18 protein-coding genes and 1 pseudogene are annotated in these 19,950 nt (G+C 62.5%); 12 read left to right on the forward strand and 7 right to left on the reverse strand.

The genetic code is table 11. From position 1 onward, the window contains the following. Positions 1–26: 26 nt before the first annotated feature. From ACZ89F_RS01280 to ACZ89F_RS01320, 9 genes are all read left to right on the forward strand, one after another. Positions 27–1,397 carry a glutamine synthetase family protein gene (locus ACZ89F_RS01280; RefSeq protein WP_476090058.1) on the forward strand — a complete coding sequence of 457 codons (1,371 nt, stop codon included), beginning with the start codon at positions 27–29 and terminating at the stop codon, positions 1,395–1,397. 72 nt (positions 1,398–1,469) lie between these two features. Beyond that, positions 1,470–1,880: a DUF7662 domain-containing protein gene (locus ACZ89F_RS01285; RefSeq protein WP_476090059.1), complete on the forward strand. Its 411-nt coding sequence runs from the start codon at positions 1,470–1,472 to the stop codon at positions 1,878–1,880. After that, positions 1,870–2,286, forward strand: a complete 417-nt coding sequence (locus ACZ89F_RS01290; RefSeq protein WP_476090060.1) for a type II toxin-antitoxin system VapC family toxin — start codon at positions 1,870–1,872, stop codon at positions 2,284–2,286. The genes ACZ89F_RS01285 and ACZ89F_RS01290 overlap by 11 nt, the downstream gene beginning before the upstream one ends. Before the next feature lie 22 nt (positions 2,287–2,308). Beyond that, positions 2,309–3,694 (forward strand): aldehyde dehydrogenase family protein, encoded by a 1,386-nt coding sequence (locus tag ACZ89F_RS01295; RefSeq protein WP_476090061.1) that lies wholly within the window; start codon positions 2,309–2,311, stop codon positions 3,692–3,694. 17 nt (positions 3,695–3,711) lie between these two features. Continuing rightward, a complete protein-coding gene (locus ACZ89F_RS01300; protein WP_476090062.1) occupies positions 3,712–4,884 on the forward strand; it encodes an iron-containing alcohol dehydrogenase in 1,173 nt (390 codons plus the stop codon). A 242-nt stretch (positions 4,885–5,126) separates the two neighbouring features. Next, a complete protein-coding gene (locus ACZ89F_RS01305; RefSeq protein ID WP_476090063.1) occupies positions 5,127–6,233 on the forward strand; it encodes an ABC transporter substrate-binding protein in 1,107 nt (368 codons plus the stop codon). A gap of 64 nt (positions 6,234–6,297) precedes the next feature. Beyond that, entirely contained in the window at positions 6,298–7,212 is a 915-nt protein-coding gene (locus ACZ89F_RS01310) for an ABC transporter permease (RefSeq protein WP_126070380.1), read from the forward strand. Then, entirely contained in the window at positions 7,209–8,000 is a 792-nt protein-coding gene (locus ACZ89F_RS01315) for an ABC transporter permease (protein ID WP_136616681.1), read from the forward strand. Before ACZ89F_RS01310 ends, ACZ89F_RS01315 begins: the two co-directional genes overlap by 4 nt. A 30-nt stretch (positions 8,001–8,030) precedes the next feature. Further along, the gene (locus tag ACZ89F_RS01320; RefSeq protein WP_023810097.1) at positions 8,031–9,095 is read left to right on the forward strand and encodes an ABC transporter ATP-binding protein; all 1,065 of its coding nucleotides are present in this window, start codon (positions 8,031–8,033) and stop codon (positions 9,093–9,095) included. Between the two features lie 16 nt (positions 9,096–9,111). Here the strand turns inward: ACZ89F_RS01320 and ACZ89F_RS01325 are convergent, their stop codons facing one another. After that, on the reverse strand, positions 9,112–9,738 hold the full coding sequence (locus tag ACZ89F_RS01325) for a glutathione S-transferase family protein (RefSeq protein WP_476090064.1): 627 nt from the start codon (positions 9,736–9,738) through the stop codon (positions 9,112–9,114). Between the two features lie 125 nt (positions 9,739–9,863). Between ACZ89F_RS01325 and ACZ89F_RS01330 the strand changes: the two genes are divergently transcribed. From ACZ89F_RS01330 to ACZ89F_RS01340, 3 genes are all read left to right on the forward strand, one after another. Continuing rightward, entirely contained in the window at positions 9,864–11,417 is a 1,554-nt protein-coding gene (locus tag ACZ89F_RS01330; RefSeq protein WP_476090065.1) for a cation:proton antiporter, read from the forward strand. 88 nt (positions 11,418–11,505) lie between these two features. Next, positions 11,506–12,408 (forward strand): endonuclease/exonuclease/phosphatase family protein, encoded by a 903-nt coding sequence (locus tag ACZ89F_RS01335; RefSeq protein WP_476090066.1) that lies wholly within the window; start codon positions 11,506–11,508, stop codon positions 12,406–12,408. Between the two features lie 7 nt (positions 12,409–12,415). Beyond that, on the forward strand, positions 12,416–13,261 hold the full coding sequence (locus tag ACZ89F_RS01340) for an EamA family transporter (protein WP_476090067.1): 846 nt from the start codon (positions 12,416–12,418) through the stop codon (positions 13,259–13,261). 6 nt (positions 13,262–13,267) lie between these two features. On the opposite strand, the gene ACZ89F_RS01345 is transcribed toward ACZ89F_RS01340, so the two are convergent. The 6 genes and pseudogenes from ACZ89F_RS01345 to ACZ89F_RS01370 form a co-directional block, all read right to left on the reverse strand. After that, the gene (locus ACZ89F_RS01345) at positions 13,268–14,485 is read right to left on the reverse strand and encodes an MFS transporter (protein ID WP_476090068.1); all 1,218 of its coding nucleotides are present in this window, start codon (positions 14,483–14,485) and stop codon (positions 13,268–13,270) included. Between the two features lie 89 nt (positions 14,486–14,574). After that, positions 14,575–14,892 carry a Dabb family protein gene (locus ACZ89F_RS01350; protein WP_476090069.1) on the reverse strand — a complete coding sequence of 106 codons (318 nt, stop codon included), beginning with the start codon at positions 14,890–14,892 and terminating at the stop codon, positions 14,575–14,577. A 9-nt stretch (positions 14,893–14,901) separates the two neighbouring features. Next, the gene (locus tag ACZ89F_RS01355) at positions 14,902–16,539 is read right to left on the reverse strand and encodes a GMC family oxidoreductase (RefSeq protein WP_476090070.1); all 1,638 of its coding nucleotides are present in this window, start codon (positions 16,537–16,539) and stop codon (positions 14,902–14,904) included. Positions 16,540–16,551: 12 nt separating this feature from the next. After that, complete coding sequence (locus tag ACZ89F_RS01360; RefSeq protein WP_476090071.1) at positions 16,552–17,310, reverse strand: 3-ketoacyl-ACP reductase; 759 nt, start codon at positions 17,308–17,310, stop codon at positions 16,552–16,554. Next, positions 17,307–18,825, reverse strand: a pseudogene (locus ACZ89F_RS01365) (GMC oxidoreductase). The gene ACZ89F_RS01360 and the pseudogene ACZ89F_RS01365 overlap by 4 nt, the downstream one beginning before the upstream one ends. A gap of 5 nt (positions 18,826–18,830) precedes the next feature. Next, positions 18,831–19,946, reverse strand: a complete 1,116-nt coding sequence (locus ACZ89F_RS01370; RefSeq protein WP_476090072.1) for an ABC transporter ATP-binding protein — start codon at positions 19,944–19,946, stop codon at positions 18,831–18,833. Between the last annotated feature and the right edge of the window lie 4 nt (positions 19,947–19,950).

Raw genomic sequence — 19,950 nt, forward strand, 5'->3', positions numbered from 1 at the left:
AGCCCAAGCGCTGGAGTGCCGAAGGAATGGCCGGAAATTTCTCGTTCGATCAGTTGAAGAAAGCGGTCTCCAGCGGCGAGATCGACACGGTGCTCGCCTGCATCGTCGACATGCAGGGCCGGCTGGCGGGAAAACGCTTCCTGGCGCAGTACTTCGTCGATTCCGCCCATGACGAAACGCATGGCTGCAACTATCTGCTGGCTGCCGACATCGATATGGAACCGGTGCCCGGCTACAAGGCGGCGAGCTGGTCGAAGGGCTATGGCGATTTCGTCATGAAGCCGGATCTCGCCACGCTGCGGCGAATTCCGTGGTTGGAAAAGACCGCTCTGGTGATCTGCGACGTGCTCGACCACCACACCCATGACGACCTGCCGCATTCGCCGCGCGCCATCCTCAAGAAGCAGGTCAAGCGGCTGACGGAGCACGGCTATATCGGCTATTTCGCATCCGAGCTTGAATTCTATCTGTTCAACGAGACCTACGATTCCGCGCGCAAGAAGCACTGGCAGGGTCTCGACACGGCTTCGCCCTATATCGGCGACTACCAGATCGGCATCACCACCAAGGAAGAAGGCGTCATGCGCCGGCTTCGCAATGAGATGGAAGCAGCCGGCATTCCGATCGAGAATTCCAAGGGCGAGTGGGGTCCGGGCCAGGAAGAGATCAATGTGCGCTATGCCGAGGCGCTCGATATGGCCGACCGCCACGTCATCCTGAAGAACGGCGCTAAGGAAATCGCCGAGTCGGAAGGCAAGGCGATTTCGTTCATGTCCAAGTACAATTACGGGCTCGCCGGCAATTCCAGCCACATCCACAATTCGCTGTGGACCGCCGACGGCAAGACGCCGTTGTTCTTCGACAAAAAGGCCGACTGGACGCTGTCGACGCTTGGCCAGCAATGGGCCGCCGGCCAGCTCAAATACGCCAAGGAATTCACCTGGTTCCTGGCGCCCTACATCAACTCTTATAAGCGCTTTCAGGCCGGCACCTTTGCGCCGACCAAGATCATGTGGAGCGAGGACAACCGCACCGCCGGCTTCCGCCTGTGTGGCGAGGGCACCAAGGGCATCCGCATGGAATGCCGCATCGGCGGCGCCGACCTCAACCCGTATCTTGCTTTCGCAGCGCTGATCGCCGCCGGTCTTGCCGGCATCGACGAGAAGCTGGAATTGCAGAAACCTTTCGTCGGCGATGCCTATCAGGCATCTCGTTTGCCGGAGATCCCGAAGACGCTGCGCGATGCCACCGAGACGCTGGCTAAGTCGAAGATGCTCAAGCAGGCGCTCGGCGAGGATGTGCTTGAACACTATGTCCACACCGCAAAATGGGAGCAGTTCGAATACGACCGCCGCATCACGGATTGGGAGTTGCACAGGGGGTTCGAGCGGTATTAAAGCTGTATCCAGCATTGACTGAAACCTAATTACAGCTGTATTTAAACCCGGTTAGGTTTCAGGAGTTCGAAAATGGGAAAGTATTCGCCTTTGCGTTCGTATCTGATGTCCCAGGCCGGTGAACGGGTTCCCATGTCCTTCGGCGACATCGAGAAGCTGCTTGGCGAGAAACTGCCGGCGTCCAAGCAATACCCGGCTTGGTGGAGCAACAATCCCAGCAACAATCCAATGACAAAGGAATGGCTGGCGGCGGGGTTCCAAACCGAGTCGGTCAACATAGCCGGCGAAAATCTGGTGTTTCGGCGGGCCAAGGGTCGTTCGAACGGGCCAAAAGGTTTTGCTGAATCGGCGCAGTCTGAGATCAATGGAACACCGTCGCGCCATCCGATCTTCGGCTGCATGAAGGGGACGCTTACGATCAATCCCGACGTCGATCTGACAGAACCTGCCGATCCTGATTGGGGCAAAGTCTATGAAGACTGAGAGCTTCCTTCTGGATACCTGTGCGGTCATCTGGATATCGCAGGATGAGCCGATTGCCGAAACGGCAATCGAGGCCATCAGCAAGGTTCCTCAGTCAGGCACGCTGAACGTGTCGGTGATGACGGCATGGGAGATGGGAATGCTGGTCTCGAAAGGCAGGTTGCCGTCGACCAAGACTCCCGAGCGCTGGTTCGACGAGTTCGTCGAGGCGGCCGCCGTTGAGGTGGAAGGGGTTACGCCGCGCATCCTTGTTGCCGCGTCTTATCTTCCTGGCGTCGCGCACAACGATCCTATCGACCGGATACTCATTGCCACTGCGCGCGAGCGCGATCTGACGATCATAACACGCGACCGCGCCATTCTGGCCTATGCCGCGCAAGGACACGTTCGGGCAATAGCCTGCTAGGAAAACAACCGGAGACGTTTAATTGGACATCGTGAAGCTCATATCCCCCATCGACGGCTCGATCTATGCTGAGCGGCCGATCGCAATGGATCAGGCGATCAATGCCACGGTCGAGCGCGCCAAGGCAGCGCAGGAGAAGTGGGCTGAGACGCCTGTCGTCGAGCGCGGCAAGTACATGTTGGCCATGCTGGAAGCGCTGGTCGCGATGACCGACGAGATCGTGCCGGAGATCGCCTGGCAGATGGGGCGGCCCGTGCGCTACGGCGGCGAGTTCGGCGGCGTCAAGGAACGCACCAACTACATGGTCGAGATCGCCGAGGCGGCGCTCAAGTCGGTGCCGGCCTCCAACCCGAAGGATGGGTTCCGCCGCTATGTGAAGAAGGATCCGCTCGGCGTCGTCATGGTGATAGCGCCATGGAATTATCCCTATCTCACCGCCGTCAACACCATCGTGCCGGCGCTGATGGCCGGCAACACCGTGATCCTCAAGCATGCGGCGCAGACGCTGCTGGTTGGGGAGCGCTTTCAGCAGGCCTTCGACAAAGTGGGCCTGCCCAAGGGCGTGTTCCAGAATGTCGTGCTGAACCACGCCCAGACCGAAAAGCTGCTCGGCTCGGGCAAGATCGACCATGTCAATTTCACCGGTTCGGTCAGTGGCGGCCGCGCCATCGAAAAGGCAGCGGCGGGCACCTTTATGACGCTCGGCCTCGAACTGGGCGGCAAGGATCCGGCCTATGTGCTGCCCGACGCCAAGATGGACCATGCGGTCGCCAATCTGGTCGACGGCGCCTTCTACAATTCCGGCCAGTGCTGCTGCGGCATCGAACGCGTCTATGTGCACGAAAAGGTCTACGACGAATTCGTCGAAGGCTTCATCGCCGAGACGAAGAACTATGTCGTCGGCAATCCGCTCGACCAGGCGACGACGATGGGCCCGATGGCGCAGGCGCGCTTCGCTGACCTGATCCGTGAACAGAAGGCCGAAGCGCTGCGCAAGGGCGCCAAGGCGCACATCAACATGAAGGTGGCGAACGACAAGGCCGGTTCGCCCTATCTGGCGCCGGAAGTGCTGACCAATGTCGACCACCAGATGAGCGTGATGCGGGAGGAAAGCTTTGGCCCGATCGTCGGCATCATGAAGGTGCGCAACGACGAAGAGGCGATCGCGCTGATGAACGACAGTCCGTACGGGCTGACGGCTTCGATCTGGACGCGCGATACCGAGCATGCGGTGGCGATCGGCAACCGCGTCGAGACCGGCACGGTGTTCATGAACCGTTGCGACTACCTCGATCCGGCACTGGTCTGGACCGGTGTCAAGGACACCGGCAAGGGCGCGGGCCTGTCGGCCATCGGCTACGACAATCTGACCAGGCCGAAATCATTCCATCTGCGCGAAGCCATCTGATTTATTGAAAGACAAAAATGTCCAAGCTGATCTCCAAATGGAACTACCCCACCACCGTTCGCTTCGGCGCCGGTCGCATCAAGGAATTGCCGGAGGTGCTGTCGGCCATCGGCATCAAGCGGCCGCTGTTCGTCACCGATCCGGGTCTGGCGAAACTGCCGGTCGTCGCCTCGACCCTCAAGATCCTCGACGATGCCAAGGTTCCCTACGGCGTGTTCTCCGAGGTTAGGCCGAACCCGGTCGAATCCAATCTGACCGCCGGCATCGCCGTGTTCAAGAAGGGCAAGCATGACGGCGTCATCGCCTTTGGCGGCGGCTCGGCGCTCGATCTGGGCAAGCTGATCGCGTTCCAGGCCGGGCAGACGCGGCCGGTGTGGGATTTCGAGGATGTCGACGACTGGTGGACGCGCGCCAATTCGGATGCCATCGCGCCGATCATCGCCGTGCCGACCACCGCCGGCACCGGATCGGAGGTTGGCCGCGCCGGCGTCATCACCAATGAGGCGACGCACACCAAGAAGGTCATCTTCCATCCGAAACTTTTGCCGGCCATCGTCATCGCCGATCCGGAACTGTCGGTCGGCATGCCCGGCTTCATCACCGCCGGCACCGGCATGGATGCGCTCGCGCACTGTCTCGAGGCCTATTGCGCGCCGGGCTATCATCCGATGGCCGACGGCATCGCCGTCGAAGGCGTGAGGCTGGTCTTCGAAAACCTGCCGAAGGCCTATGCCAACGGCAAGGATCTCGTCGCGCGTGCCCATATGATGAGCGCCGCCGCGATGGGCGCCACCGCCTTCCAGAAGGGGCTCGGCGCCATCCATTCGCTGTCGCATCCGGTCGGCGCGCTTTACGACACCCATCACGGCATGACCAATGCGGTGTTCATGCCCTATGTGCTCGCCTTCAACCGTGACTCCATCGAGGAGCGTATTGCCCGGCTCGCCGCCTATTGCGGCATCAAGGGCGGCTTCGACGGATTCGCCAAGGCGATCATCAAGCTGCGCAAGGAATTGAAGGTGCCGCACGCCCTGCCGGGTCTGATCAAGGGGCTCGACATGGACAAGAAGCGCAAGGCGCTGATCGCCGACATGGCGGTGGTCGATCCGACCGCCGGCGGCAACCCGGTCAAGCTGACCAAAAAGGCGGCGCTAACCCTCCTCGAAAACGCCATCGCGGGGACGATCTGAGGCGTTTTCGGCACAGGAAAGTGATCTGAAAAGGGGCTGCAAAAACAAGGGGGAGGATGACGGGCAAGGCACAAACTAGTTAGCCGGAAAAAGAATCGCGAAGCGATTGCTACATCAGGTTAAAAAGAGTTTACTTTTTCGCACTGCGAGCAGCCGGTTTCACAAAGCTTTCATCTGGCTGTCACATGAAAACGATACCGCATCGCAGGCGTCCAACGGCGTCAGTTCAACGGAGAGAACACATGTTCAAATTCACGGGGAAAGTGCTTTCCCTTTCGGCCGCGGCGCTTTTCGCGTCGACGGTGATTTCGTCCGCGGATTCGATGGACGATCTCGTCAAGGCCGCCAAGGCCGAAGGCCAGCTTACGACCATCGCGCTGCCGCATGACTGGTGCGGTTACGGCGACGTCATCGCCGGCTTCAAGGCGAAATATCCGGAAATCACCATCAACGAACTCAACCCCGATGCCGGCTCCGGCGACGAGGTCGAAGCGATCAAGGCCAACAAGGACAACAAGGGCCCGCAGGCGCCTGACGTCATCGACGTCGGCCTGTCCTTCGGCCCGACCGCCAAGGCCGATGGCCTGATCCAGCCCTACAAGGTGTCGACCTGGGACTCGATCCCCGACAGCGCCAAGGATGCGGAAGGCTACTGGACCGGTGACTATTACGGCGTGCTGTCCTTCCAGGTTAACAAGGACATCGTCAAGGAAGCCCCGGCCGACTGGGCCGATCTTCTGAAGCCGGAATTCGCCAACACGGTCGCACTCGCAGGTGATCCGCGCGCTTCGAACCAGGCCATCCAGGGCGTTTATGCCGCCGGCCTGTCGACGGGCGCCGCCGCCGGTGAAGCCGCCGGTACTGCTGGCCTCGACTTCTTCAAGAAGCTCAACGCCGCCGGCAATTTCGTGCCGGTCATCGGCAAGGCTGCGACACTCGCCCAGGGCCAGACCCCGATCCTGATCACCTGGGACTACAACGCGCTCGCCGGCCGCGACACGTTGAAGGGCAACCCGCCCGTCGACGTCGTCGTGCCGAAGACCGGTGTCGTCGCCGGTGTCTACGTGCAGGCGATCAGCGCCTACGCGCCGCATCCGAATGCAGCCAAGCTCTGGCTGGAATATCTCTACTCCGACGAAGGCCAGATCGGCTGGCTGAAAGGCTATTGCCACCCGATCCGCTTCAACGATCTCGCCAAGAACGGCAAGATCCCTGCGGACGTGCTGGCCAAGCTGCCGCCGGCCGAAGCCTATGCGTCCGCCGTGTTCCCGACACTCGACGAGCAGGGCAAGTCCAAGGAAGCCATCACCAAGAACTGGGATGCCGTCGTTGGTGCAAACGTAAAGTAGGCTCACACCATTCCGGGCGGCCTCGAGGCCGCCCGGTCCTTCTCTCGAAGACGGTAGCCGGCGCATGACCGATCTCTCAATGTCCGACCACGCTGTCACCGGTAAAACCGCGCCTCCCGCCGAGGCACGTAGCATGCGGCTGCCGACACAATGGCTTGGTGTCGCGCCTTTCTTCATCTTCGCCATCATGTTCCTGATCCTGCCCACGCTCTATCTGATGCTGGGTGCATTCCAGAACGATGCCGGTGAATTCACCTTCGAAAATATCGCAGCACTGGCGCAGCCGTCGATCGTTGCCGCCTACTGGATTTCGATCAAGGTCAGTCTTGCTTCATCGCTGATTGGCGCCTTTGCAGGCCTGGCGATTGCCATTGCCATCGTGCGCGGCGGCCTGCCGGAGTGGATACGCTCGGCGACGCTGACCTTTTCCGGTGTCGCCTCCAATTTCGCCGGCGTGCCGCTGGCCTTCGCCTTTATCGCCACGCTCGGCCGGCTGGGCCTTGCGACGGTGATCCTGAACACCCTGTTTGGCCTCAACATCTACGCGCACGGCTTCAACATCCTGTCGTTCTGGGGGCTGACGCTGACCTATGTCTACTTCCAGATTCCGCTGATGGTGGTGATCATCGTGCCGGCAATCGATGGTCTGAAGAAGGAATGGGGCGAGGCCGCTGCAACGCTTGGCGCGACCATGGCGCAATACTGGCGCATGGTGGTCATCCCGGTGATCTGGCCGAGCTTCCTCGGCACGGTCATCCTCTTGTTCGCCAACGCCTTCGGCGCCATCGCCACTGCCTATGCGTTGACCGGCTCGTCGCTCAACATCGTGCCGATCCTGCTCTATGCGCAGATCCGCGGTGACGTGCTGCACAATGCCCATCTTGGATACGCGATCGCCTTCGGCATGATCTTCATCACCGGCCTGGCCAATGTCTTCTACATCTGGTTCCGGACCCGCTCCGAGAGGTGGCTGAAATGAAGTCGGGAAAGTTCTGGGCCTGGGTCGTTTTTGCGCTTGGCGCGGCCTATTTCTTCATTCCGCTGATCGCGACCGTGGAGTTTTCCATGCGCATGCGGCGTGGCGAGTACTCCTTCGACGCCTACAAGGTCGTGCTGGGCGATGCCCGTTTCCAGGCGACCTTCGGCTATTCGGTGCTTGCCGCCGTCTTCACCATCATTCTCGGGGTGCTCATCGTGGTGCCGGCTGCCTACTGGATCCGGCTTCGCCTGCCGCAGTTGCGGCCGATCGTCGAGTTCATCACGCTGCTGCCGCTGGTCATCCCGGCCATCGTCATCGTCTTCGGCTACATCAGAATGTACGGGTCGAATTCGCCGCTGCCGTTCCTGGCGACCGATACGGGCACCAATGCCTTGCTGGTCATTGGCTATGCGACACTGGCGCTGCCCTATATGTATCGCGCCGTCGACACCGGGCTTCGCACTATCGACGTGCGTACCTTGACGGAAGCGGCGCAGATCCTTGGTGCCGGCTGGGGGACGATCATCACCCGTGTCATCTTGCCCAATGTGCTGATCGCGGTGCTCTCGGGCGCCTTCCTCACCTTCGCTATCGTCATCGGCGAATTCACCATGGCCAGCCTGCTCAACCGGCCTGCTTTCGGCCCGTATCTGCAGAATATCGGCGCCAACCGCGCCTATGAGCCGGCGGCGCTCGCCATCATCGCCTTCGCCATCACCTGGGGCTGCATGTCGCTGATCCAGATCCTGTCCCGCTTCGCGCCGAGATCGGCGAACCGCCCCAATTGATCGAAAAGTACTGATCGAAAGAACAACACCATGGCCGACCCGTTCCTCTCCATCCAGCACGTTCGAAAATCCTTCGGCGCCACAACAGTCGTGGAGGATTTCAATCTCGACGTCGAGCGCGGCGAATTCGTCTCCTTCCTCGGCCCGTCCGGTTGCGGCAAGACCACCGTGCTGCGCATGGTGGCGGGCTTCGAGGAGCCGAGCGCGGGCACCATCGTCGTCGGCGGCAAGGACATTACCAGGCTGAAGCCCAACCAGCGCAATGTCGGCATGGTGTTCCAGGCCTATGCGCTGTTTCCGAACCTGACCGTGGCGCAGAACATCGGCTTCGGCCTCAAGGTCGCTGGCATGCCCAGGGCGGACATCGATGCCCGTGTCGCCGAGATGCTTGGCATCATCAAGCTGCCGCAGATGGCGGACCGCTATCCCTACCAGCTCTCGGGCGGCCAGCAGCAGCGTATCGCGCTGGCCCGCGCCATCGCGCCGAAGCCGAAGCTGCTGCTGCTCGACGAACCGCTGTCGGCGCTCGACGCCAAGGTGCGCGTGTCGCTGCGTGAGGAAATCCGCTCGATCCAGAAGAAGCTCGGCATCACCACCATCTTTGTCACGCACGACCAGGAAGAGGCGCTGTCGATCTCGGACCGCATCGCGGTCATGTATGGCGGCAAGGCCGAGCAGGTCGGCACGCCGTTCGAGATCTACAACCGTCCGGCGACCAAGTTCGTCGCCAATTTCGTCGGCACGCTGAACGTGCTGGAAGGCACCGTCACCGATGCCGCGGCAGGTACGGTGCGGGTCAATTCAGAACAGGTCTCGCTCAAGGGCAAGCTCAACGGTTCCAAGTCGGGTGACACGCTGTCGCTGGCGTTGCGTCCGGAAGCCATCTCGCTCGGCCGCCAGCCCGGCCGCGACTCCAGCCTTTCCGGCGAGATCTCCGAAGTGCATTTCCTCGGCTCGGTCATCCGGGTTCGCGTCGGCATCGGCGGCAACACGGTCTCGCTCGACACCTTCAACAGCCCGGCAACGCCGCCCCCCGCGGTCGGTGAAAAGGCGGAAATCTCGTTCTCGTCGAGCGATATGCTGGTGCTGCACTAACAGCGGCGGCGTTCGGTCAGGCCGGCGCAATGAATGGCTGCATCACGGTCTGAAAGACGGGCAGTGCTTCCATCCGCGTGGCATGGGCTCCCAACGCCGGGAAGTCCGTGAGCGAAACCAGCCCGGGATGCGCCTCGCCGATGAAGCGGAGCACTGCGGCAACCGCGATGTCGGCGTGACCGAGGCGGTCGCCGAACCAGTATGGTGTAGGCCTCTCCTGACGATCGGCCTCCAGCGCAGCCAGAACGGCTTCGATTTGCGCACGGCAGCGCCTGATCCAGACGTCCGAGACTTTCTCGTGCAATCTCAATTCATAAAACAGGCTGACCGCCTTGTCGCCGAGCCCGGTCGCCAGGGCCGAAATCTTCAGCGCCTGATAGCGGGTCGGTTCGGTCGTCGGAAACATCCTTCGCTCGGCCGGAACGAGACTGTCCAGATAGTCGAGCATCAAATGGCTCTCGATCAGCACTTCGCCATCGTCGAGCACCAGCGTCGGCACCCGCGTCAATGGATTGTAGGGCCGAATCTTGTCGGCATCGCCGAAGGCAGACCACGGCCGGTGCTCGAATGAGATGCCGTACAGGGTCAGCGCAATGCCGACGCGGCGAACGAAGGGCGAGTCATATTGGCCGATCAGGATCATACCGGCCTTGTACAGCAGGAGGCGGTTAGAGGCGTACTGCCAGAGGGCTTGAGTTTGATGGCCAATCGACCGCATCCTGCAGGTGTATTTGCGCCGGCAATCCCGTCTCACTGAAGTAACAGCCCATGGCTCTTTTCGAACTCACCCTTGTCCTGCTTTTGATCGCTGTCGCGCTGACGGCGCTGTCGCGACGGCTGGAGGTTCCCTATCCGTCCCTGCTGGCTTTGGCCGGGGTCGGGATTGCCTTCGTGCCTGGTGCGCCAACGATCGAGATCGATCCGGAACTGGCGCTTGCCCTGTTCATCGCGCCTGTGCTTCTCGACGCCGCCTATGACACGTCGTTGCGCGACCTGAAGCGCTACCGGCTGTCGCTGGCGCTGCTGGCGCTTGGCGCGGTTGTCTTCACCACTGCGGTGGTTGCGTTCGTCGGCTGGAAGATGGCCGGTCTGCCGATCGCGGCGGCGATCGCGCTCGGCGCCATCGTAGCACCTCCGGATGCGGTGGCGGCATCTGCTGTTCTCGGACAATTCAAGGTGCCGCACCGCATCACCGCCATCCTGCAGGGCGAGAGCCTGCTCAACGATGCCACGGCGCTGCTGATCTATCGACTGGCGGTTTCGGCAGCGCTCGGCTCGATCATGCTGAGCAACGCCATTCCGACGATCCTGCTGTCAACCATAGGCAGCCTGGTTGCGGGTTATCTGCTTGGCCGCTTCTCGCTCATGATGCTCACCCGGATCGAGGATGCGGCGAGCAGCACGGTGGTGCAATTCGCCGGAACTTTCGGAGTCTGGATCCTCGCTGACAGGCTCGGCCTTTCGGCCATCATCACCATCGTCGTCTACGCCATGACCATCGCGCGCAGCGCGCCGCGACGCATGTCGGCGAGACGCCGGGTCAGCACTTATTCGGTTTGGGAGTCGGCAGTGTTCGTGCTCAACGTGCTGGCTTTCGTGCTGATGGGCCTGCAGGCGCGGTCGATCGTCGGTCGGCTCTCCGGAGAAGGGCAAGGCGAAGCATTTCTCTTCGCCACAACGGTGCTGGTCGTGGTCATCGTGGCGCGCCTCGTCTGGGTGGCGAGTTATGTTGCGATCATACGATGGTTTGCCCGCTTCGGCAGCGAAGACAGGAGGCGAGATGTGCCTACGTTTGGCGGCGCGGTGCTTGTTGGTTGGTGCGGTATGCGGGGGCTGGTGACGCTGGTGGTTGCCATTGCCCTGCCGATCAATTTTCCCAGCCGTGATCCCATTGTGCTTGCCGCCTTCGCGGTGGTTCTGGGCACGCTGGTGCTGCAAGGCATGACGCTGAAGCCGCTGCTGCGGATACTCAACTTCGATCCAGACCGAACAGTCGATAACGAGGTGGCGCAGGCGCGTGTTGCCATCATGCAGGCCGCGCTCGACGTGCTGAGCCGCAAGACGTCGGCGGCAGCAGCCGTTGTGCGCGAGCAGTATGAGGCTCAGCGCCTGGTCGCGGAAAACCCGGAGGACGCACAGGCGGCGACCGAATATGACCGGCTGCGCCTCTATGCCATCAATCGCCAGCGCGACACGCTGGAGGAACTGCGCCGCAACGGTACGATCGGTGACGAGGCCTACCACCGGCTTGAAGAGGAAATCGACTGGTCGGAACTGGCGGCATCGCCGGCTGGAAGTTTCCAGCCGCTGACGACGACCTGACCGCTGGCCCAGCCCCGTCGCTCGCTCGGCACATTGCAACGTTGTTGCCGAACGGCTACTGCCATCACAAAATTGAGCCGGATAAGCAATGAAGCTGGTCAGCTACAACATCCAGTACGGGTTCGGCGGCGACGGCCGCTACGATCTTAAGCGCGCCGCGCGCATCGTTGCCGGCGCCGATATCATTGCTTTGCAGGAAGTCGAGCGGCACTGGCAGCGCAGCAATCACGACGACCAGCCGGAGCTGCTTTCCCGCCTGCTGCCGGACTATCACTGGGTCTATGGCCCGGCCTTCGACATGGACGCCAGCGAGCGGCACGACGGCCGTCTGGTCAACCAGCGTCGCCAGTTCGGAACCATGGTGCTGTCGAAACTGCCTATCGTCTGGTCGCGGCTGCATGCGCTGCCGATGCGCCGCACGCTGCGGCCGCTCAACACGCGCAATGCGGCACTCGAATGCATGATCCGCACGCCGGCCGGCCCGGTGCGGGTGTTGTCGCTGCATCTCGCCCATATCGCGGTCGAGGAGCGGCTGGAGCAGATCGACTATCTCATGGCCGAGCATCGCCGGGCGCCATCCGATGGCGGGCCGTGGAGCGGCGTCGACGACGAGCCCACGCGCAATTGGACCAGTGGCGAAGCGGAGCCGGAAAACCCGCTGGCGGCGATCTGGATGGGCGATTTCAACATGGAGCCGGGCAGCGCCGAGTATGGCCGCATCGTCGGCAGCACGCCCTACCATCGGGGTGCTGCCTATCTCGACGGCTTTGTCGACGCCGCCGCTGTCGCCAGCGAGCCGGCTCAGGATTTCCACACCCATGTGAAGACCATCGACGGCAAGGTGGCAAAACGCCGGCTCGATCATTGCTTCGTCGGCGGCATGTTTGCCGGGCGCGTGCGCTCGATCAGTGCCGACATCGGCGAGGTTGCGTCGGATCATTTCCCGCTGCGGGTCGATATCGATCTCGAAACGCCCGGCATCGCCCCATGAGCCGCGCATGACACTTTTTGTCTTCTTCGCGGTGCTTGCCGCCGCCGCCATGCACGCGATCTGGAACGCGCTGGTCAAGGTCCATCTCGATCGCTTCCTGTCGATCACGCTGATGACGCTCGGCATGGGTGCCGCAGCACTCGTGGTGCTGCCCTTCGTCGAAGTGCCGGGGGCGGAAGTGTGGCCCTACATCATCGCCTCCGTGATTTTCCACATGGGCTACCGGACCTTCCTGATCGGCGCCTACAAGGCCGGCGATTTCGCCCAGACCTATCCGCTGGCGCGTGGCACCGCACCTCTGCTCTCGGCCTTTGGCGGCATGTTCGTCGTTGCCGAAATCCCCGGCCCGTTCGCCATGCTTGGTATCTTCCTGTTGTCGGCCGGCACGCTGGTGATGTCGTTTCGCGGCGGCGCGCATCTGGAAAAGCTCAATCTGCGCGCGGTCGGCTTCGCTCTGGGCACTTCCATCTTCATTGCCAGTTACACGCTGTCCGACGGCAGCGGTGCGCGGCTGGCCGCCACGGCGCAGAGCTATGCCGCCTGGCTATTCATCTGCGATGCATTTGGCGCCTTGGTGCTGTGTCTCATCTTCCGTGGGCCGAAGGCGCTGCCTGTGCTGGCGCGTGACTGGAAGGTCGGACTGTTCACCGGCGTGCTCAGTGGTGCGGCCTACTGGATCGTGATGTGGGCGATGACCAAGGCGCCGATCGCCTCGGTGGCATCGCTGCGCGAAACCTCGATCCTGTTTGCCATGCTGATCTCGGTCTACGCGCTCGGCGAGAAGATGACGGGCTGGCGCGGTGCTGCCGCGCTCAGCATTGTTGCCGGTGTCATCGCACTCCGGATGGGTTAGCCACGCTCAACCTAGAACCGTCATCACCTGGCCACGTCGTTCCGGACTAAAGCGGATGACGACGATGATGCAGACGGCGACCACGCCTGCGAACAGCGCCAGCGCATAGCCATAGCTGCCCCCGGCGCTCTCAGCGATTCCTGCCTGGTACGGTCCGCCATAGGATGCCGCGAGATTACCCGCCTGATAGATGAATCCTGGCAAGGTTGCCCGCACCGCGCCGGGCGAAAGCTCGTTGAGGTGCACCGGGATGACGCCCCAGGCGCCCTGGACCGCGACCTGCATGATGAAGGCGCCGATGGCGAGCATGAACGGCGTGGTCGAGTAGGCCCACAGCGGAATAGACGGCAGGGCGATCAGGCACGCCAGCGTGATGGCGTTGACGCGGCCGATCTTCTCGGACAGCGCGCCGAATGCCAGGCCGCCGACGATGGCGCCGATATTGGCGACGATGGTGATCCAGCTCACCGTATGCGGATCGAAGCCATGCTGCTTCTTCAGGAAGGTCGGGTAGAGGTCCTGCGTGCCATGGCTGAAGAAATTGAAGAACATCATCAGCACGACGGCATAGAGCGCGACGCCCCAGTGCTTCTGCAGCGTTTCCCACATACCCGGTCTCGCGGTCTTCTGGGCTTCGACGAAGGCCGGCGATTCCGGCACATGCGAGCGGATGAACAGGACAATCAGGGCAGGCACGAAGCTAAGCAGGAACATGGCACGCCAGCCGATTGTGTAACCGCCGATCGTCTGCTGATAGAGCAGGCCGTAGACCACCGCCGCCAGCAGATAGCCGGCCGGATAGCCGCACTGCAGGATGCCCGAAACCATGCCGCGCGCACTGGGTGGGATGGATTCCATGGCCAGCGAACTGCCAAGCCCCCACTCGCCGCCCATGGCGATGCCGAACAGAGCGCGCAGCGCCAGGAAGATGCCGAGATTGGGCGAGAAGGCGGCCAGCGAGCCGATCACCGAGTAGCTGACAATGTTGAGCATCAGGATGGGCTTGCGCCCGTATTTGTCGGCAAGCATGCCGAAGAAGAACGCGCCGATGAAGCGCGTCGCCAGTGTCAGGAACAGCGCCTTGGAGACTGCAGGAACGTCGGTCTGGAATTCGGTCGCAATATCGGTGAGCAGGAATGTCAGAAGGAAGAAATCAAAAGCATCGAGCGTCCAGCCCAGGAATGAGGCCAGGACGGTCTTCTTCTGCTGCGCAGTGAGGTTCAAGGCGTGCTCCTTTGCATCCCCCGGGGAACGATATGTCGCCCGGTTTGCAAAAGAGAACAGCGATCAGCCGGCTTTCGAAAAGCCGGCGGTCACTTTTTCGTAAGATCGAGATCGAAGACCATCAGTCCGTCCGTGCCGCCTTCGAGAGCAGCCACCAGCCGCGCGCCGGCATGCTGATGGGCCTCATGCACCAGATAGGCGTCGCGCGCCGCGGCATCGCGGAAATCGATGGTGAAGCCATGGCTGAAGCCGCGTGCGAACGGCTCCGGGCTGACATTGGCGCTGAATTTTACCGCGTCCATGCCGTCGATCACCTGTCGCAGCGCCTCGAGATCGGTGTGGATCGCCTTGCGTTCGCCCTCACCAACATCATTGCGGAATCTAGCGAAAACACAGTGCCTGATCATTTCTTGCTCCTAAATGGCTAAAGCAGCCCGGTTTCCGGAAAACACCGCCGGCGGCAGTGGCTCGCGGCCGAGGACCAGGTCGGCGCCCTTTTCGCCGACCATGATGGTCGGCGCATTGGTGTTGGAGGAGGGCACGCGCGGCATCACCGAGGCGTCGCAGACCCGCAGGCCCTCAATGCCGCGCAGCCGCAGATCCGGCGTCACGACAGCCATGTCGTCGTGGCCCATGCGGCAGGTGCCGACGGGATGATGGTCGGTCTTGGAACTGCGGCAGGCATAGTCGAACAACTCGTCGTCGCTGACGAGTGACGGGCCGGGCAGCACTTCGCGCATCACATAAGGGGCAAGCGCCTTCTGCCGCATGATCTCGCGCGCCAGCCTCAGCCCCTTGATCGACATGGCGCGGTCATAGGGATCGGACCAGTAGTTCGGATCGATCAACGGGTGGTCGGCCGGGTCGGCACTCTTCAGCCGCACCGTGCCACGCGAACGCGGGCGCAGGAAAGCCGAGTTCAAGGTGACGCCGGGGTTTTTCAGCTTCTCGACGCCGGCTTCGATGCCGGAGCCCAAACCGAGATGGAACTGGATGTCGGGCGAGGCGGCGGTCGGGTCGGCGTACCAGAAGCCACCGGTCTCGAACAGGCTTGAGGCCACCGGCCCTTTCTTCAGCAGCAGATATTGCAGGCCGGCCCAGGCCGTGCGGTGCAGCTTGGCGTAGTTGTCGTAGGTGTGGTCGCCGGTGCATTCGGCGATGACGAACAAATCGAGATGGTCCTGCATGTTGGAGCCGACGCCGGGCAGATCGTGCACCGGTGTGACGCCGACCGCCTTCAGATGGTCGGCCGGGCCGATGCCCGACTGCATCAAGAGCTTCGGCGAGCCAATGGCGCCGGACGAGACGATCACCTCGCGCTCGGCGCGCAGGATTTTTTTCTCGCCGCCTGGTTTGTCGACCACCTCGACGCCGATAGCGCGGCCCTTCTCGACGACGATGCGGGTCACCAGAACATCGGTTCGGACGGTCAGATTTTTGCGGGAGCGGATTGGCCTGAGGTAGGCCACCGAGGCGGAGGAGCGCCGGGCGTCCTTCTGGGTCAGCTGGTAATAGCCGACGCCTTCCTGGCTGGCGCCGTTGAAGTCCGGATTGAAGGGAATGCCCATCTCCTGGCCGGCACGGAAATAGGCCTCGCAGATCGGCAGTGGCGAAATCGGGTTGGACACGCCGAGCGGGCCCTGGTCGCCATGAAAGTCGTTGGCGTAGCGCTGGTTGTTTTCGGCGCGTTTGAAGTAAGGCAGCACGTCGCGATAGCCCCAGCCGGTCAGGCCCTCTTCCTTCTCCCAGGCATCATAGTCGCGGGCATTGCCGCGCGTGTAGATCTGGGCGTTGATGGACGAGCCGCCGCCGACCACCTTGGCCTGCGTGTACCAGAAGACGCGGTCCTTCATATGCTTCTGCGGCACGGTCGACCAACCCCAGGAGGCAATGCCCTTGGTCATCTTGGCAAAGCCGGCCGGCATGTGGATGTAGGGATGCCAGTCCTTGCCGCCGGCTTCCAGCAGCAGGACAGAATTCGCCGGATCCTCGCTCAGCCGGTTGGCCAGAACGCAGCCGGCCGGACCGGCGCCCACGATGATGTAGTCGGTCATGACACTGTCCATTTACAGTCGCGGCACGGAGAGCGCGCCGTCGACATTGATGATCGAGCCGGTCGAAAAGCCGAGCTTGCCGCTGGCGAGCGTCGCCACCACCACACCGATGTCTGATGCTTCGCCCCAGCGATTTGCCGGCACCAGCCCGCCGTCGATCAAGGCATCGTATTTGGCGGTGACGCCTGATGTCATGTCGGTGCGGATGATGCCGGGCCGAACCTCGAACACGCCGATGTTTTCAGGCGCAAGCCGCAGCGCCAGGTTCTTCACCCACATCGAAAGCCCGGCTTTCGAGATGCAGTAGTCCGGCCGTTCCGGCGATGCCATTTCGGCGCTGACCGAGGTGATGGTTATGATTGATCTCCGATCGCCCGGTGTGGCCAGCATCGCCTTGGCCACGGCCTGGCTTAGGAAGACGGTGCCGCGCAGATTGATGTCCAGCGTACGGTCGAAATTTTCCGGCTCAAGATCCAGCAAATCCCCCCGCACGACGGCGCTGACGCCGGCATTGTTGACCAGGCAGTCGATGCGGCCGAAGGCGTTCGTTGCGGCATCGACAAGTGCGGTGTGGCTGACGAGATCGGCAATGTCGCAACGGACATAGACGAATTTCACGCCGCGCCCGGCGATGTCGGCGGCAAGTCTATCAGCGGCTGTTTCGGCAAGGTCGGCGACCAGAATATCGAAGCCGGCATCGGCAAGCGCCTGGGCGCAGGCAAGGCCAATGCCGCGTGCGCCGCCGGTGACGATGGCCGCCGGGCGGGTCATGCGGCGAGGTCCGTCTTGCGGATGTGGTCGGCGACGCGCAGCGCCTGCGCGGCGATCGACAGCGCCGGGTTCACGGCGGCCGAGTTGGGCAGGAAGCTGCCATCGACGACGAACAGGTTCCGGTGGTCGAACGACCGACAGAAGGGATCGAGCGGCGCGGTCGCCGGATCGTCGCCCATCTTGACCGTGCCGCACTGGTGCGACGGCGTGCGCTTGTCGAAGGGCCGCGACAGCACCAGTGGGTAACCGCAGGCGCGGAAGTTTTCGCGCATCACCTTGGTCAACCCCGTCGAGCGACTGCATGTTGGAGCGCCGCCACTGCATGACGATGTCCTTGCCGTCGACCATGATGCGGCTTTCGGGATCGGGCAGGTCTTCGCACATCAGGTACCAGTCGACGGCGTGGCCGGCCATGAAATCGAGCGCGAATTTTGGTGTGTATTTGACGTTGGCCTTCAGCATGTTGCCGTCGATCTTGCCGAGCAACTGGACGTTGCCGAGCGGCTTGCCGCCCTTGCCGTCGGACAGATAATAGTCGTTCAGCATCAGCGTCTTCTGGTAGACGGCATTGTTCCTGCGGCGCGGGTCGATTGCCAGCATGGCACTCGAATTGTGGTTCATGAAATTGCGGCCGACCTGGTCTGAGCGGTTGGCAAGGCCCTTGCCACCTCCATTTCCGTTGTTGGGCGAGGGCGAGCGCAGCAGGATGACGGCGGAATTGACCGCGCCAGCGGAGAGGATGACCAACTTCGGCGTGACTTTCTTGGCCTCGCCGTTCTGCCGATAGTGAATGGCTGATATGGTTTTGCCATCGGCCGACGCTTCGAGATAGTCGACGTAAGCGCCGGTCTCGAGCCTGATGTTGGTGTCGGTCAGGGCTGCCGTCAGCGGTCCCGTTTGTGCGTCGACCTTGCCCTGGCCGGTGTTCGGGAAAGCATCCCAGCCGGTCTTGCCCTCTTTCAGCCAGGTGTCGATGTCGACGCCGAGCGGCAGCGAGGCCGGATGCAGGCCGAGCCCCTTGAGCTCGGCGCGGGCGCGCGCGATGGGCGCCTCGTCGGGCACCGGCTTGAAGGCATAGGGGAGCGAATGGAACGGCTCGGTCGGGTCCTCGCCCAGCGTGCCGCGCACGCGAAACAGCTGCTCGGCTTTCGAATACCAGGGCTCGAACTCCTCATAGGAAAACGGCCAGGCCGGCGAGACGCCGCCGAAATGCTCCATGGCGGCAAAATCTTCTTTGCGGTAGCGGATCAGCACCGCGCCGTAGAATTTCGAGTTGCCGCCGACATAGTAGTAATTGCCGGGGTTGAAGGCGGCACCGCCGGCCTCGCGCCACATCTCCTTTGGCCGGTAGTGGCCGTCGACGAAGATCGAGCGCGTGTCGCGTGCGTGCGGCGTCGCCGGCAACGGTTCGCCGCGTTCCAGCATCAGGATCGAGGCGCCGCTGCCGGCAAGGCCGGAGGCGATCGTGGCGCCGCCAATGCCGGAGCCGATGATGACGATGTCCGGATTTGTCATGGCCGTCAGCGAATGCGGTTCTCGGTCGCCGGATCGAAGAACACCGCCTTGGTCAGGTTGAAGGCGAGCGGCGTGCTGGTGCCCGGCTGGATGTTGGCGTCGGCGCGCAGCCGCGCCACCACGCCCTTGCCGCCGAGATTGGTGACGGCGAAGGTGTCGGAGCCGGCCGGTTCGACGACCTCGATATGGCAGTCGGCGGTGGCGATGTTCGACGCATTGCGCTCGGCACCTTCCGGATCGGTCAGGGCTTCAGGGCGGACGCCGAAGATGATCGGCTTGCCCTGGAATGCCGACAGGCCTGCCGGCGCATTGGCCATGGGCAGGTTGATCGGCTCGCGCGCCTCGCGCTGCAGCACGACGGACAGCGCGTTGCCTGACGTACCGATCGTCGCCGGGATCAGGTTCATCGCCGGCGAGCCCATGAAATCGGCGACGAAGAGATTGGTCGGGTTGTTGTAGATTTCGGCCGGGGTGCCGAATTGCTGCACCTCGCCGTCGCGCATGACGGCGATCTTGGTCGCCAGCGTCATCGCCTCGATCTGGTCGTGGGTGACGTAGACGATTGTTGTGCCGGTGGTGGCGTGCAGGCGCTTGATCTCGATGCGCATGTCGACGCGCAGCTTGGCGTCGAGGTTGGACAAGGGCTCGTCGAACAGGAACAGTTTGGGGTCGCGCACCAGCGCCCGGCCCATGGCGACGCGCTGGCGCTGGCCGCCGGACAGCTGGCTCGGCTTGCGTTGCAGCAAGTGACCGATCTGCAGCACCTTGGCCACCTTGTCGATCGCCTTCTGGCGCTCTGCCGCCGGTACGCCGCGCATCTCCATGCCGAAGGAGATGTTTCCGGCCACCGTCATGTTCGGATAGAGCGCATAGCTCTGGAACACCATGGCGATGTCGCGCTTCGACGGATGCAGGTCGTTGATGGTGCGGCCGTCGACGCGGATTTCGCCCGAGGTGATCGTCTCCAGTCCGGCAATGGTGTTGAGCAAAGTGGACTTGCCGCAGCCGGACGGGCCGACCAGCACCAGGAAGCCGCCTTTCTCGAGTTCGACATCGATCCCTTTCAGGATCTCGACCTGGCCGAAGCGCTTTCTCAGACCATCAATTTCCAGAAAAGCCATCAGA

Source organism: Mesorhizobium sp. USDA 3734, from assembly GCF_056279665.1.

Coding starts and splice junctions, on each gene's coding strand:
- ACZ89F_RS01290 (WP_476090060.1), top strand. CDS start 1,870: ATGAAGACTGAGAGCTTCCTTCTGGATACCTGTGCGGTCATCTGGATA.
- ACZ89F_RS01315 (WP_136616681.1), top strand. CDS start 7,209: ATGAAGTCGGGAAAGTTCTGGGCCTGGGTCGTTTTTGCGCTTGGCGCG.
- ACZ89F_RS01325 (WP_476090064.1), bottom strand. CDS start 9,738: ATGATCCTGATCGGCCAATATGACTCGCCCTTCGTTCGCCGCGTCGGC.
- ACZ89F_RS01305 (WP_476090063.1), top strand. CDS start 5,127: ATGTTCAAATTCACGGGGAAAGTGCTTTCCCTTTCGGCCGCGGCGCTT.
- ACZ89F_RS01310 (WP_126070380.1), top strand. CDS start 6,298: ATGACCGATCTCTCAATGTCCGACCACGCTGTCACCGGTAAAACCGCG.
- ACZ89F_RS01340 (WP_476090067.1), top strand. CDS start 12,416: ATGACACTTTTTGTCTTCTTCGCGGTGCTTGCCGCCGCCGCCATGCAC.
- ACZ89F_RS01285 (WP_476090059.1), top strand. CDS start 1,470: ATGGGAAAGTATTCGCCTTTGCGTTCGTATCTGATGTCCCAGGCCGGT.
- ACZ89F_RS01360 (WP_476090071.1), bottom strand. CDS start 17,310: ATGACCCGCCCGGCGGCCATCGTCACCGGCGGCGCACGCGGCATTGGC.
- ACZ89F_RS01370 (WP_476090072.1), bottom strand. CDS start 19,946: ATGGCTTTTCTGGAAATTGATGGTCTGAGAAAGCGCTTCGGCCAGGTC.
- ACZ89F_RS01330 (WP_476090065.1), top strand. CDS start 9,864: ATGGCTCTTTTCGAACTCACCCTTGTCCTGCTTTTGATCGCTGTCGCG.
- ACZ89F_RS01350 (WP_476090069.1), bottom strand. CDS start 14,892: ATGATCAGGCACTGTGTTTTCGCTAGATTCCGCAATGATGTTGGTGAG.
- ACZ89F_RS01320 (WP_023810097.1), top strand. CDS start 8,031: ATGGCCGACCCGTTCCTCTCCATCCAGCACGTTCGAAAATCCTTCGGC.
- ACZ89F_RS01300 (WP_476090062.1), top strand. CDS start 3,712: ATGTCCAAGCTGATCTCCAAATGGAACTACCCCACCACCGTTCGCTTC.
- ACZ89F_RS01355 (WP_476090070.1), bottom strand. CDS start 16,539: ATGACCGACTACATCATCGTGGGCGCCGGTCCGGCCGGCTGCGTTCTG.
- ACZ89F_RS01280 (WP_476090058.1), top strand. CDS start 27: ATGGCCGGAAATTTCTCGTTCGATCAGTTGAAGAAAGCGGTCTCCAGC.
- ACZ89F_RS01335 (WP_476090066.1), top strand. CDS start 11,506: ATGAAGCTGGTCAGCTACAACATCCAGTACGGGTTCGGCGGCGACGGC.